The sequence below is a fragment of the Gemmatimonadales bacterium genome (assembly GCA_019637315.1).
Classification (GTDB): domain Bacteria; phylum Gemmatimonadota; class Gemmatimonadetes; order Gemmatimonadales; family GWC2-71-9; genus SHZU01.
Genome location: JAHBVU010000001.1, coordinates 312,557 through 325,191 on the forward strand (window position 1 = coordinate 312,557; position 12,635 = coordinate 325,191).

Sequence of the window (12,635 nt, forward strand, 5' to 3'; positions counted from 1 at the left end):
GGTCACGCTCACGGGGTCCGGCCCCTGCTTCGCCTGTCGTGTACATTGAGGGCCCGCAGCCGCGGTGCTGCCGACGAATCACCAGGAGTGTTGATCAGTGTACGAGCAAACCCTGACCCGATCCGTGCGAGGCATTCAGATCTTCGAACGGCGGGTGGGCTCAGGGCCACCGACGGTTGTATTGCACGGCGGTCCGGGCGCGCATCACGACTACTTGCGACCCGGGTTCGACGCGCTGGCAACCGGTCGGACCCTGATTTACTACGATCAACGGGGTGGGGGGCAGTCGTCCGTCGAGCGGGACGTTCCGGTTGGCTGGCAGGAGCAAGTGGCGGATCTGGAGGAGCTGCGCACTATCTGGGGCCTCGACCGGCTGGTGCTGGCGGGCTACTCCTGGGGCGGCCTGCTCGCGACCCTGTACGCCGTGACCCATCCAAACCGCGTCGAACGCCTGGCGCTGGTGTCTCCAGCCCCCTTGTGGCAGGGCGCCCGGAGCGAGTTCGAACAACGGCTGGCCGAGCGCAACGCCGCCCCGCCGGTCCTGGAGGAGCGTCGCCGCGCCCAGGATGGAGGCCTGCGTGAACGTGACGCCGAGGGGTATCGGAAGCGGATGTTCGAGCTGTCGGTGGCGGGATACTTTCATGACTTTGCCCGGGCCCGCGACCTGACGCCCTTTCGGATCACGGGCAGGACGCAGCAGGCGGTCTGGGACAGCCTGGGGGCCTTCGACTTTCGTCCCCAGGTCGCAGGGCTGTCGATCCCGGCGCTGGTGGTCCACGGAGAGGACGATCCGATTCCGATCGAAGCCGCGGAGGTGCTCGCCGATCTGCTGCACGCGCCGCTGGTGCGGATTCCCGACTGCGGTCACGTGCCCTATGTCGAAGCGCCCGACCGGTTCGTGGCGGCGCTCGACCCGTTCCTCCCGTCAGAAGGTCGGGCATGACCGACCGTCTGTCGCCGTTCGACCTGGTGTTCGGGTCGATCGCTGCGGAGAGATTCCCCGCTCTGAGGGATGAAATGGCGGCTGCTGGGCACGCCCCGCGCGATCGGGATGCCTTCGTCCTTGGCCGCGCCGCTGTTGCCCTGCTGCGCGAGCTCGGTCCCGACGATACGCTCGGTGAGGGTGTCAACGAGCTGGTAGCGCTGACGCACGCTGCCTATCAACACTGGCTCGATGATCAGGCGGTGGTGGCCCTCGACCGCGCAACACTCGACCAGCTGCTCCGTGACGAGGCCCGTCGAGCCACTCCCGTTCCTGACGGCCGCTCGTATTATCTGCAGTTGCCGGAGCGCCGGATCTGGGGTGAGGTCGAGACCGAGGTGCCGCGCGAGCCCCTCGACGGTTGCTTCGTGATCCCGATGGAAAACCGGATCGAACTAGTCGCCATTTTCGGTTTGCAACCAGGCCGCGACGGGTTCACTGTTGTAGCGGCGTCTGGAGTGCCGGGCCAGCCATTGGCCCGACCGGACGGGACGCCGTTGTTTGCCCCACGCATGGCCGGGGGTGCGGCGGCGGGGTTGTGGGAAATCACCGGTGGCGAGGAACTCGTCGAACTGGTACATCGATGCCATGCGCTGCTGCCGGCAACGGGGGCAGCGCCTGGTATGCAGCGAGTGAGTCGGTTATGACGTTGGATCGGATGGCGGTCGGCCGGGTGCTGGACCAGATCGCCGCACATCTCGAACTCAAGGGCGAAAGCCCCTTCAAGGTGCGCGCCTTTCGGACCGGGGCGCGCACAGTGAGCGGGCTGGCGGGTTCTCCGGCGCAATGGCTGGAGGACGGCACCTTGGAGCAGGTCCACGGCATCGGGCCGTCGATCGTCAGCGTGGTACGTGACCTGGTGCAGGCCGGGCGTTCGACCACGCTCGACGAGTTGCGCGAGGATGTTCCGCCGGGTCTGGTGGAAATGCTGCAGATCTCAGGGCTCGGCGTCACCAAGGTGCGCACCATTCACGAGAAGCTGCATCTCGAGTCGATCCCGGAGCTCGAGGCAGCGGCGCGTGACGGTCGCCTTGCTGCGCTGCCGGGGTTCGGCGCCAAGACCGCGGAGAGTGTCCTCAAGGGTGTCTCGCGTCTTCGACAGTCGCGGAGCGTCCGGCTGATTCATCATGCGGCAACCGAAGCGGAGCTGCTGCGGACCACGCTCGAGCGGGTCCCGGGCGTTACATCAGCGATCGTCGCGGGCGAGGTCCGACGGGGGCTCGAGCTGGTCGGAGAGATCGTGATCGTGCTGGTCGCTGAAACCGCGCCGGAGGAGGTGCTTCGCGCGATTGCCAAGTTGCCTGGCGTCGACGAATTCGGCGGTCAGGACGAGCGACGGGCCACGATCCGCTTCTCGGGTGGCGAGCGTTGCCAGGTCGTCGTGACGCCGAGTGCCAACCTCGGGCCGGTGCTGATCCAGGCGACCGGAGGTGCGCCGCATCTCGAACAACTGGTGGAGCGCGCCACCCGGACCGGCCACAGCTTTCGGGGTGCCGCGCTCTGGCGAGGCAGCGAGTTCGTCCCGACGGCCGACGAATCGGCCGTGTACCAGGCGCTGGGCCTGCAGTGGATTCCTCCCGAACTCCGGGAGGGCCTAGGCGAGGTTGCGCTCGCCGAAACGGTGCTGCCACCGCTGGTGACGCGCGCCGATCTTCGCGGTCTGATTCACTGTCATACCAGCTACTCGGACGGCAGTTTTTCAGTGCGAGGCCTGTCCAGTACCTGCGCAGAGGCCGGCTACCAGTACGTCGGCGTCACGGATCACAGTGGCACCGCCGCCTATGTCGGCGGCATGAACGAGGCCGAGATCCGGGCGCAGTGGGCCGAGATCGATACAACCAACGCCGAGGGAGCGGGGGCGCGGGTTCTCAAAGGGATCGAAGCGGACATCCTGGCGGACGGCCGGATCGGCTATTCCGACGAGCTGCTGCAGGGATTCGACTTCGTGATTGCCTCGGTGCACAACCGGTTCGAGATGAATCGGGAGGAGATGACGACTCGGATTCTGGCCGGGATGGACAACCCCTACGTCACCATCATCGGGCATCTGACTGGCCGCCTGCTGCTTTCGCGCGAGCCGTATCAGCTCGATTTCGAGCGGGTCTTTGCGCGGGCCGCGGAGCGGGGTGTGGCCATCGAGATCAACGCCGATCCGCAGCGGCTCGATCTCGACTGGCGACTGGTGCGTCAGGCGCGTGCGGCTGGCGTCGTGATCTCGATTGGCGCAGATGCCCATTCGCCGGCCGGGCTCGACAATGTCGACTTGGGTGTGCTGATGGCGCGCAAGGCCTGGCTCGGTCCGGCCGACGTGCTCAATACCCGATCGGCGGAGGAGTTCCTGGCTTTTGCGCGGCGTCGGCGCTCCGTATGAGCCCGGCAAGTCCGGCGCTCAGGAAGCGAACTCTCGAGATTCTCGCGCGGCTGGCCAAGGCGTATCCTGACGCCCACTGCGCCCTGGATCATCGCACCCCGTTCGAACTGCTGGTGGCGACCATCCTGTCGGCGCAGTGCACCGACGTACGGGTCAATCTGGTGACGCCAGCGCTGTTTGCCCGCTATCCCACGGCGCGAGACCTCGCAGTCGCCGACCCGACGGAACTCGAAGAGCTGATTCGCTCGACCGGCTTCTTCCGGAGCAAAGCCAGGAATCTGCTCGGTATGGCGGCGGCATTGGTTGCTGAGCATCGTGGCGAGGTGCCGCCGGACATGGAGGCCCTCCGGCAACTTCCCGGTGTGGGCCGTAAGACCGCCAACGTCGTGCTCGGCAACGCCTTCGGGATCGACGAGGGTGTGGTGGTCGACACGCACGTGACCCGCTTGTCCCGCTTGCTTGGTCTGACGAAGGAGCAGAATGCGGAAAAGATCGAACGTGATCTGATGGCGCTGGTGCCGCGCAATCGGTGGACCCTGGTGTCGCACTGGCTGATCTTCCACGGCCGCCAGGTATGCATTGCGCGGCGCCCGCGCTGCGGTGATTGCGTGCTGTCGTCCCTTTGTCCGTCTGCGAGCGTGCCGGGCGACGTGTCGGCGCGGGCCCGACCCGGATCCAGGGCTGGGTCTGCGGGGCGGACGCGGCGACGTCGGGCTTGAGGTTGGGGGTCAGTCGTCTTCCTGTTTGAGCAGGCGTCCCAGTAAACCAGGTTTTCGATTCCGGGCCCCGCTCGGGAGCTTCTCCTTGATCTCCACCGATGCCAGGGTTGCCTGACCCGCCAGGCGAACCAGCAGTCCGTTGGGCCGCACCCCGCCGACACTGCGAGTCGAATGACTCGAGCTGCTCAGGGTCTCCCGCACTTCGTTCTCAACCTGCGTACCTGCCGGAACGATCAGGGTAAACGAGCCCAGGTCGACGTCGATCGCGATGTCAACCACATCGGCGCCAAAGACCGCGTCGCGAAGATCGAGCGTCATCTCACCCAGCAGCACCCGGGCTTCGATCAGCAGGGGCACCGTCCAGGACCCGCCGCGCTTGGTCGAGCCGAAGACGCTCGAAATCCGGCTGAATTCGGCCGGAGCGACGGGACGTACAGCGGTGTGATCCGCCACAGTCGGGAGCCCGTACGCCCGTGTCGCTGGCGCGAGTGTACCTGTCGGCGAATCGTCGGTCAGATCGGCGATGATGGCCGCAATGGAGGCCTGGTTGGGTGCCCGTTTGATACCGTCCAGCCGGGTTTCAAACCCCTCGACGGAGAGTCGGTCGTCGGCCTGGGCTCGGCAGAGGAGGCGGATGGCTTCGCGTCGCGCCTGATCGAGGTCGTTCATAGGATCAAGATATCGCGGACTCGGGCAAGGCGCTGCAGTTCCGGTGGTCATTCGGGCCAAGATCGCCGCGATCAGGCTCCCCGGGGCACTGCTCTCGTGATACCTTTCGGCACCATTCCTGAGGATGTTCTGTGAAGACTGCTATCATCGAGACCGAGCGCGGCACCATCACTGCCGAGCTGTTCGATACCGAGACGCCGAACACCGTGGCCAACTTCGAGAAGCTCGCCAATGAGGGCTACTACGACGGCACCCGCTTTCATCGGGTCATTCCCGATTTCGTGATCCAGGGTGGGGATCCCTACTCGAAGAACCCCAACGACCCCAAGGTCGGCACCGGTGGGCCCGGCTACACCATCAAGTGTGAAACCCATCTCAATACCCACCGCCACGAGGCGGGGTCGCTGTCGATGGCCCATGCGGGCAAGGACACCGGCGGAAGTCAATTTTTCGTCTGCCATTCCCCGCAGCCTCACCTCGACCGGAAGCACACGGTGTTCGGTAAGGTGACTGCCGGCATGGACGTGGTGAATGCCATCCGGAAGAACGATCTGATTCAGTCGATTCGTGTGGCGTGAGCGTGCACGTCGACTTCGCCGTATTGGCCGACTACGCCCTGATCGATCAGCAGGGCAAGCTGTCTGTGCTGGGCATCTTCCAGCACGTCTGGGTCGCCAGTTTTCCGGCGGTGCACCCCAGGACCCATCTGGTCCTGCGGGTGCGTGGCCGGCGAACTGAAATCGGCGAGCATCGGATCCGGATCCGATTCGTCGACGATCAGGGTCAGGAGCTGATGGGGGGCGACGGCACGGTCCAGTTTGGCGAGCCGCCAGCTGGCGTAACGGAGGTCGAGGCTGGCGCGGTGCTGGTCTTCGACGTGCCGCTGCCGCGTCCCGGTGTGTACGGCTTCGAGATCATTCTGTCTGACAACGTTGTCCGGGTGCCGCTCTCGGTCGCGCTGATTCCGCCGCCTGCCCCCGAAGGCGGCGTACACTAACCTGAGTTGAATGCCATGCTGACCCGAGCCGAAGCGCTGGATCTGATGCACGAGTACACGGCATCCGACGCGCTTCGAAAACACATGTATGCGGTCGAGATCGCCATGCGCGCCATGGCGGGGCAGTTTGATGCGGATCCCGAGTACTGGGGTATCGTCGGATTGCTGCATGATTTCGACTATGAACGGTTTCCCAATCACGCCCGCTCGGCGACCGAGGAGCATCCGGCCGAAGGGGTGCGGATCCTCGCGGCGCGGGGCCTCCCGCTCGATGCGCAGGAGGCCATCCTCGGTCACGCGGCCTACACCGGTATAGCGCGAACCACACCGCTGGCGCGCTCGCTCTTTGCGGTCGATGAGCTGTCCGGCTTCCTGGTGGCGTGCGCCCTGGTGCGTCCGTCGCGCTCGCTGGCCGACCTCGAGGTGTCGAGTGTCAGGAAGAAGCTGAAGGACAAGGCGTTTGCCCGCGGGGTCAGCCGCGAGGACGTGGCGACCGGCATCGCGGAGCTCGAGGTGTCACCCGAGGCGCACATCGAGTTCGTGCTGACGGCGCTCCGGCCGCACGAGCGCATTCTCGGGCTTGGCGGGGCGTGACCTCGATGGCCCGGTCGCAGCAGCAGGCGGCCGACGCTGTCGACCGGGCCATCGATCGCGCTGCCGGCTCGCGCCCGATTCCCGGCAATCAGGTTCGGTTGTTGTTTGACGGACCAGCCACGTTTGCCGGGATGCTCGACCTGATCGAGACCGCCGAGCGTTGGGTTCATCTCGAGTCGTACATCTTTCGCAGCGACGATATCGGCCACCGGTTCGCGGACGCACTCGCCCGGCGAGCGCGCGAAGGTCTCCCGGTCCGTGTCATGGTCGACTGGTTCGGGTCCTGGGAAACCCGGCGTCGGTTCTGGCGCCGGATGACGGATGCGGGTGTGGAGGTGCGCCAGTTCCATCGGCCCCGGCCGGGCGAGCTTCAGTCGCTGCTCAGTCGCAATCATCGCAAGCTCGTCGTGGCCGACGGCAACCGTGCCATATTGGGCGGGCTCTGTATTGGCGATGAGTGGGCCGGCGACCCTGGTCGCGGGCGGTTGCCCTGGCGGGATTCGTCGATTCTGGTCGAGGGTCCTGCGGCAGCGGGGATCGACCAGACCTTTGCGCGCACCTGGCAGGTGGCCGGGCCTCCGGTGCCAGCGGCGCACATCGCCGCGGATGTTCGAGAGCGGGGCAACACGGCGGTTCGCGTCCTGGCCGGTGAGCCGGCCCGCGAGCGCGCCTACCGCGTGTCCGAACTGCTGCTGGCAGGTGCCAGCGAGCGGGTCTGGGTCACGGATGCGTACCTGGTTGCGCCGCGCCGGCTGTTCCGGTACCTCATCGATGCCGCGCGCGAGGGCGTCGATGTTCGGCTGCTGGTGCCGGGGTCGAGCGACGTGCCCTGGGTGCGCAATGTGACGCGGATCGGATATCGGGATCTGCTTCGGGCGGGGGTTCGCATCTTCGAGTGGGGCGGGTCGATGCTGCACGCCAAGACGGTCGTCGCGGACGGGCGGTGGGTGCGGATCGGCTCCAGTAACCTCAATCACTCGAGTCTGAGCGCGAACTACGAGCTCGACGTGCTGCTGGATGACCCCCGGGTCGGCCAGGAAATGGAGGCGCAGTTCCGCCGCGATCTCGAGTCGGCCGCTGAAGTCGTGACTCGCCCTGTCCGGGTGCCCCGGATCGGTGCTGCATTTCCCGCGGCCCTGGCCATTTCGAATGGGCCGGGGGCTCACCACCGCCCCGGGTTTCGCGAGCGTCGGGAACGGTCGTTGCTCGCCGTGCGGACGCTAGCGGCCGGCGCCAGGCTGGCGCTGTTTGGGCCTCTGGCCCTGCTGCTGACGGGTCTTGGTGTGCTCTTCTTCTTTTTTCCCCGAGCGATGGCTGTGGCGTTTGGGGTCCTGTTTTCCCTGCTGGCAGTGGTGGTTGGCGGGGAGGCCCTGCGCCGGACCCAGGACCGGGTGTCGGGATCCGGTCCCTGACCGTCGCTCTTGCGCCCTCAACAAATATCTTTCGGCATGCGTAATACCGATGTGCCCGAGTCGCGGTTGGCTGCGGCAGCCCGGATGGGCGATGCCGAGGCCTACGGCCGGCTGGTGCTGGCACAAGGGCCGGTGGCGCGACGGGTGGCATACGGGATCCTGGGTAACTGGGACGAGGCGGACGACGTGGTCCAGGACGCCGCGCTGGCAGGCTGGCTCGCCATCGAGCGATTCGATCCGGATCGCGCGTTTCGCCCCTGGTTCCTTCGGATCGTGTCGAACGCCGCGCTCGACGGGCTGCGGCGCCGGCGGGTTCGGGAGAGTGATGTGCTCGACGAGTCAATGCCGAGTCGTGGGGCGGGGCCGGATCGCGAAGCCGATCGGTCGCTGCTGCGAGATCGGATCAAGGCGGCAATGGCTGAGCTGTCGGAACGGCAGCGGGTGGCGGTGATGTTGTTTGACGGTGAAGGATACAGTCATGCGGAAATTGCGGCCGTGCTGGAGGTGCCGGAAGGCACGGTTCGCTCTTACGTATTTCACGCGCGGCGGGCGCTCCGGAAGTCGCTCGCGGCCCTGGTAGAGGCACCGTCCAAATGAATCGTTCTCCCTTTGACGCCGAGCGCGACGAAGAGCTGGGTGGATGGTTGCGTGAGGCGCTGACCGGTCCGGATCAGGATCGATTCCTCCGTCGGCTCGGAGTTGCGCTCAACGGGTTGCCGATGCGTCGGTCGGCCTGGGATGAACTGGCCGGGTGGGGCCGCCCACGGGTCCTGGCAGCAGCGGTGGCCGCAGGTTTTGTTCTCGGCGTCGCGCTCTTTCAGGGATGGCGCGATCGTGGCCGGGTCGAACCGGCACCCTCGGTGGCCGCGGCGCTGTTCGAGCAGCCGGTTGACGCTCCGGTTCTCTATGCCGTGCTCGGGGGCGAACCGTGATGGCGCCTCGATCGGCGGCCGCGCGATTGCTCGTACTGGCGTTTGCGCTCGGTTCGCTGGTCGGCGGAGGGATCATGCTCGTGGTCGACCGGGTCGTGGCCAAGGATGATCGCCCGCCGACACAGGAGGGCGGCTATCTGGGCCGTTTGACTCGGGAATTGAGTCTGACCGAGCCGCAGCAGGCCTCGGTCAAAGAGGTGTTGCGTCGGCACGAGCCGGCGATGGATTCGGTGTGGGCGGAAGTGCGTTGGCGCTTCGATGCTCCGCGTCAGGCGGTCGCGCGCGACATCCGTACGGTGCTCACGGCCGAGCAAGTCACGAAATACGAGGCCTATCTGGCGCGGCGGGACAGTGCGCAGAAGGCGAAAGGGAAGCATGCTCCGAAGTAGTGTGGCGGCCGTGGTGGTTCTCGGAATGGCAGCGACCGGGGTCGCAGGGCAGGACAAGCCGGCGCTGACGCTGACCGAAGCGGTCGAGCGGGCGCAGCGAGCGCAGCCGCAGGTGGTGCAGGCCGAGAACGCGGTGCGGTCCGCGGACGCGCGTTTGCGTGCGGCGCGAGGTGCCTATCTGCCCAATCTGACGTTGACAAGCTCAGCAGGGCAGTTCTACACCGAAGGGCAGCGGATCGATCCGAGTACCGGGCAGCTGACGCCGAGCAACTCGACCAACATCAGCTTGAACGGCAACGTGCAGTCGAACATCGAACTGTTCGACGGCTTTCGTCGCGGCGCGGAATCGCGCTCGGCGCGGGCCAGTCGGGAGGCGGCCTCGGAAAACCTCGAGAACGCCCGGTTTTCGCAGGAACTGATTACCACGAACCAGTTCTTCGATGTGCTGGCGGCGTTGCAGCTGGTGCGGGTCCGCGAAGCGAGCGTCCGGCGTGCCGACGAGCAACTCAAGGTCTCGATCGCGCGGCTGCGAGCCGGTGCCGCCATCCGGTCCGATTCTCTGCGGTCGCTCGTCAACCTGGGTACCGCGCAGATTCAGTTGCTGACGGCGCAGTCTCAGCTGGCGTCGGGCGAGGCCAACCTGGGGCGTTTGGTGGGCAACGAGGGGCCGGTCTCGGCCGTCGACGATTCCGCCTTCTACGTCACGCATGAGGCGCTCGACACCGTGGCGCTGCGAACCGAGGCGCTCAATCGCTCGCCGCAGGTCACCGCGGCCGAGGCGTCCTATCGCGCGGCACTGGCGACGGTCGACGTCGCTCGGGCGGGGTACTGGCCGACCGTCAACCTCGGCGGCTCGGCCTCGCTCAATGGCAGTCAGCAGAACGACTATCGCTTCAACCAGCAGCGGCAGGCGACCCTGTCGCTCAACTGGCAGGTGTTCAACCGGTTTACCCGGGAGCAGAACATTGCCAACCAGCGTGCGGCCGCCGACAACGCCGAGGCGACCGCAGCGGAAGCGCGTCGCCTGGTGCTGGCGAATTTGACGGCGCGCCTGGCCGAACTCGAGGCAGCCCGGACGCGGACCACGATCACCGGGACCAGCCTTGCAGCGGCAACGGAAGATCTGCGGGTCCAGCAGGAACGCTACCGATTGGGCGTTGCAACGATTGTCGACGTGTTGACGTCTCAGGAGGCGTTGACGCAGGCAGAGGTCGATGTGGTCAATGCGCGGTTCGACTACCTGCGCGCGCGGGCTCAGATTCAGGCGCTGATCGGACGGAAGCTATGAGTGCAGCCTCGATCGAAACGACGGCCGAGCGGATGGCGATGCTGCCGCCCGACGTGCCGAGAGATGCGGTCATCGTCGTGCGGGATCTCCACCGTGAATACGTGATGGGCAGCGAGGTGGTTCGTGCCCTGCGTGGCATCGACCTCACCATCCGCAGGAACGAGTTTGTCGCCATCATGGGGCCGTCCGGGTCGGGTAAGTCGACCCTGATGAACATGATCGGCTGCCTCGATACGCCCACGTCAGGCGAGTACTGGCTCAATGGCTATCGAGTCTCGGAGTTGAGCGACGACCAGTTGGCTCGGATTCGCAACAAGGAAATCGGGTTCGTCTTTCAGACCTTCAATCTGCTGCCGCGTGCGTCGGCGTTGCAGAACGTCGAACTCCCGATGGTTTACGCGGGAACGAGTTCCAAAGATCGCCGGGCAGCGGCCGAAGGCGCGTTATCGCGGGTTGGCCTGCAGGACCGGATGCACCATCGGCCGAACGAACTGTCCGGTGGTCAGCGGCAGCGGGTGGCCATTGCCCGGGCGCTGGTCAACAACCCCAGCATCATCCTGGCCGACGAGCCGACCGGCAACCTCGACTCCAAGACCAGCGAGGAGATCCTGGCGCTGTTCGAGCAGTTGCACGACGAAGGCCAGACGATCGTGCTGGTAACACACGAGCCGGATATCGCGGCACACGCCCGCCGCCAGATCCATGTACGTGACGGGCGAGTCGAGCGCGATTTCGCAACGGAGAAGTGATGATGGGACGTTTCAGTCGAGCCGCGGTAGTGGCAGTGACCGCGCTCGTGGTTGGCACGGGCTGCAATCGGCAGCAGGCGCCTGCGGTACTGTTTCAGTCGGTTCCGGTCGAGCGACGCGATGTCGTCGTTTCGGCGCGGGCGACCGGTACGATTCAGCCGGATACGGTCGTCGAGGTCAAGTCGAAGGCTTCGGGCGAGATTCTGGAAATGCGTGCCGAGACGGGTGCGACGGTACAGCGCGGCACGCTGCTGGTCCGGGTCGATCAGCGCTCGCCGCGCAACACGCTGAACCAGGCCGAGGCGGATTTGGACGTGGTGCGGGCGCGGCTGCAGAATGCTGAGGCGCAGAAGCGCAGGTCGGACGAACTCTTCAAGTCGCAGTCCATCACGGAGCAGGAGCATGAAACGGCAGTGCTCTCCGTGGCCAACGCGCGCGCGGAGGTGATTCGGGCCCAGGTGGCCGTCGAAGAGGCCCGAATCTCGATGGAAGATACTGACGTGCTGGCGCCGATTACCGGTACCATCATCGCGAAGAATGTGGAACGCGGGCAGGTCATTTCTTCGCCGACGCGCGATGTGGGCGGTGGCACGGTCCTGCTGACCATGGCCGATCTGGGCCTCGTGCAGGTCCGTACGCTGGTCGATGAGACCGACATCGGAAAGATCCGAGCCGGACTACGGGCCACGGTTACGGTCGATGCATATCCGAATCAGCCGTTTCAGGGTGAGATTCTCAAGGTCGAGCCAAAGGCAGAAACGCTCCAGAACGTGACCATGTTTCCGGTGCTGGTCCGGATCGACAATCGGAACGGGCTGCTCAAGCCGGGCATGAACGCGGATGTTGAACTGCACATTGGCCGGCGTGACAGCGTGCTTGCGATTCCGAATGCCGCGCTCCGTACTCAGCGAGACGTAGGGTCGGCTGCCTCGGTGCTCGGCATCTCGGATCAGGATCTCCAGACGATGCTGGCCGAGGCGCGTCGGACGGCTGAAGCAGCTGCCCAGCCGGCTGCAGCCGGTCGGGATTCCGCCGCGGCTCCGGCTCCGGCGCCTGCCCAGGCGGCGGCCAACACGATGACGACACCGGACGGTCGCACCATCACCCTGCCCGAGGGCGTCACGGCTACGCAGGCGCAGGCCATCATGCGGAAGCGGTTCTCCGGCGAAACCCTGACGGCCCAGGAGCAGCAGGTCATGCAGCAGCTGCAGCGCAGCTTCCGTGGCGGTGCGGGTGGAGGGGGCAGCCCCGGCGGCGGCCGGGGGCGTCAGGCCGCCAGCGGTAACGACTTCCAGTTCGGCGGCGACTACATCGTCTTCGTGATGAAGAACGGGCGGCCAACCCCCGTCATGGTGCGCACCGGCCTGACCGACCTGGACTACAGCGAAGTCGTGCGCGGCTTGAGCGCAGATGATTCGGTGCTGGTCTTGCCGAGTGCCAGCCTGGTGCAGCAGCAGCAGGAGCAGCGGACCCGGATCAATCAGATGACCGGGGGCGGTGGACTCCCCGGAGTGCGAACAGGAGGTCGCTAAC

Annotated in this window: 15 protein-coding genes; 14 read left to right on the forward strand and 1 reads right to left on the reverse strand. The window is 66.1% G+C overall.

Features of this window, described 5'->3' with window-relative positions:
* The first annotated feature begins 97 nt into the window (after positions 1 to 97).
* Genes KF785_01335 through nth form a run of 4 tightly spaced genes read left to right on the forward strand, consistent with a single transcriptional unit; the run spans position 98 to position 4,072 of the window.
* Complete coding sequence (locus tag KF785_01335; GenBank protein ID MBX3145385.1) at positions 98 to 943, forward strand: alpha/beta fold hydrolase; 846 nt, start codon at positions 98 to 100, stop codon at positions 941 to 943.
* Positions 940 to 1,629 (forward strand): hypothetical protein, encoded by a 690-nt coding sequence (locus tag KF785_01340; GenBank protein MBX3145386.1) that lies wholly within the window; start codon positions 940 to 942, stop codon positions 1,627 to 1,629. The genes KF785_01335 and KF785_01340 overlap by 4 nt, the downstream gene beginning before the upstream one ends.
* On the forward strand, positions 1,626 to 3,353 hold the full coding sequence (locus KF785_01345) for a hypothetical protein (GenBank protein ID MBX3145387.1): 1,728 nt from the start codon (positions 1,626 to 1,628) through the stop codon (positions 3,351 to 3,353). Before KF785_01340 ends, KF785_01345 begins: the two co-directional genes overlap by 4 nt.
* Positions 3,350 to 4,072, forward strand: coding sequence for an endonuclease III (gene nth / locus KF785_01350; GenBank protein ID MBX3145388.1), 723 nt, complete (start codon positions 3,350 to 3,352; stop codon positions 4,070 to 4,072). Before KF785_01345 ends, nth begins: the two co-directional genes overlap by 4 nt.
* Before the next feature lie 9 nt (positions 4,073 to 4,081).
* Here the strand turns inward: nth and KF785_01355 are convergent, their stop codons facing one another.
* Positions 4,082 to 4,741: a hypothetical protein gene (locus tag KF785_01355; protein ID MBX3145389.1), complete on the reverse strand. Its 660-nt coding sequence runs from the start codon at positions 4,739 to 4,741 to the stop codon at positions 4,082 to 4,084.
* Positions 4,742 to 4,872: 131 nt separating this feature from the next.
* On the opposite strand from KF785_01355, the gene KF785_01360 reads away from it, so the two are divergent.
* The 10 genes from KF785_01360 (at position 4,873) to KF785_01405 (ending at position 12,634) form a co-directional block, all read left to right on the forward strand.
* Entirely contained in the window at positions 4,873 to 5,319 is a 447-nt protein-coding gene (locus KF785_01360) for a peptidylprolyl isomerase (GenBank protein ID MBX3145390.1), read from the forward strand.
* Positions 5,316 to 5,738 (forward strand): hypothetical protein, encoded by a 423-nt coding sequence (locus tag KF785_01365; protein MBX3145391.1) that lies wholly within the window; start codon positions 5,316 to 5,318, stop codon positions 5,736 to 5,738. Before KF785_01360 ends, KF785_01365 begins: the two co-directional genes overlap by 4 nt.
* A gap of 6 nt (positions 5,739 to 5,744) precedes the next feature.
* Complete coding sequence (locus KF785_01370) at positions 5,745 to 6,332, forward strand: HDIG domain-containing protein (protein ID MBX3145392.1); 588 nt, start codon at positions 5,745 to 5,747, stop codon at positions 6,330 to 6,332.
* A gap of 5 nt (positions 6,333 to 6,337) precedes the next feature.
* On the forward strand, positions 6,338 to 7,744 hold the full coding sequence (locus KF785_01375) for a hypothetical protein (protein MBX3145393.1): 1,407 nt from the start codon (positions 6,338 to 6,340) through the stop codon (positions 7,742 to 7,744).
* Between the two features lie 36 nt (positions 7,745 to 7,780).
* Complete coding sequence (locus KF785_01380; protein MBX3145394.1) at positions 7,781 to 8,341, forward strand: sigma-70 family RNA polymerase sigma factor; 561 nt, start codon at positions 7,781 to 7,783, stop codon at positions 8,339 to 8,341.
* Positions 8,338 to 8,676 (forward strand): hypothetical protein, encoded by a 339-nt coding sequence (locus tag KF785_01385; GenBank protein MBX3145395.1) that lies wholly within the window; start codon positions 8,338 to 8,340, stop codon positions 8,674 to 8,676. Before KF785_01380 ends, KF785_01385 begins: the two co-directional genes overlap by 4 nt.
* The gene (locus KF785_01390; protein MBX3145396.1) at positions 8,676 to 9,065 is read left to right on the forward strand and encodes a hypothetical protein; all 390 of its coding nucleotides are present in this window, start codon (positions 8,676 to 8,678) and stop codon (positions 9,063 to 9,065) included. The genes KF785_01385 and KF785_01390 overlap by 1 nt, the downstream gene beginning before the upstream one ends.
* On the forward strand, positions 9,052 to 10,353 hold the full coding sequence (locus KF785_01395; GenBank protein MBX3145397.1) for a TolC family protein: 1,302 nt from the start codon (positions 9,052 to 9,054) through the stop codon (positions 10,351 to 10,353). Before KF785_01390 ends, KF785_01395 begins: the two co-directional genes overlap by 14 nt.
* Before the next feature lie 104 nt (positions 10,354 to 10,457).
* Positions 10,458 to 11,102, forward strand: coding sequence for an ABC transporter ATP-binding protein (locus KF785_01400; GenBank protein MBX3145398.1), 645 nt, complete (start codon positions 10,458 to 10,460; stop codon positions 11,100 to 11,102).
* Positions 11,102 to 12,634 (forward strand): efflux RND transporter periplasmic adaptor subunit, encoded by a 1,533-nt coding sequence (locus tag KF785_01405; protein MBX3145399.1) that lies wholly within the window; start codon positions 11,102 to 11,104, stop codon positions 12,632 to 12,634. Before KF785_01400 ends, KF785_01405 begins: the two co-directional genes overlap by 1 nt.
* Position 12,635: the final 1 nt, after the last annotated feature.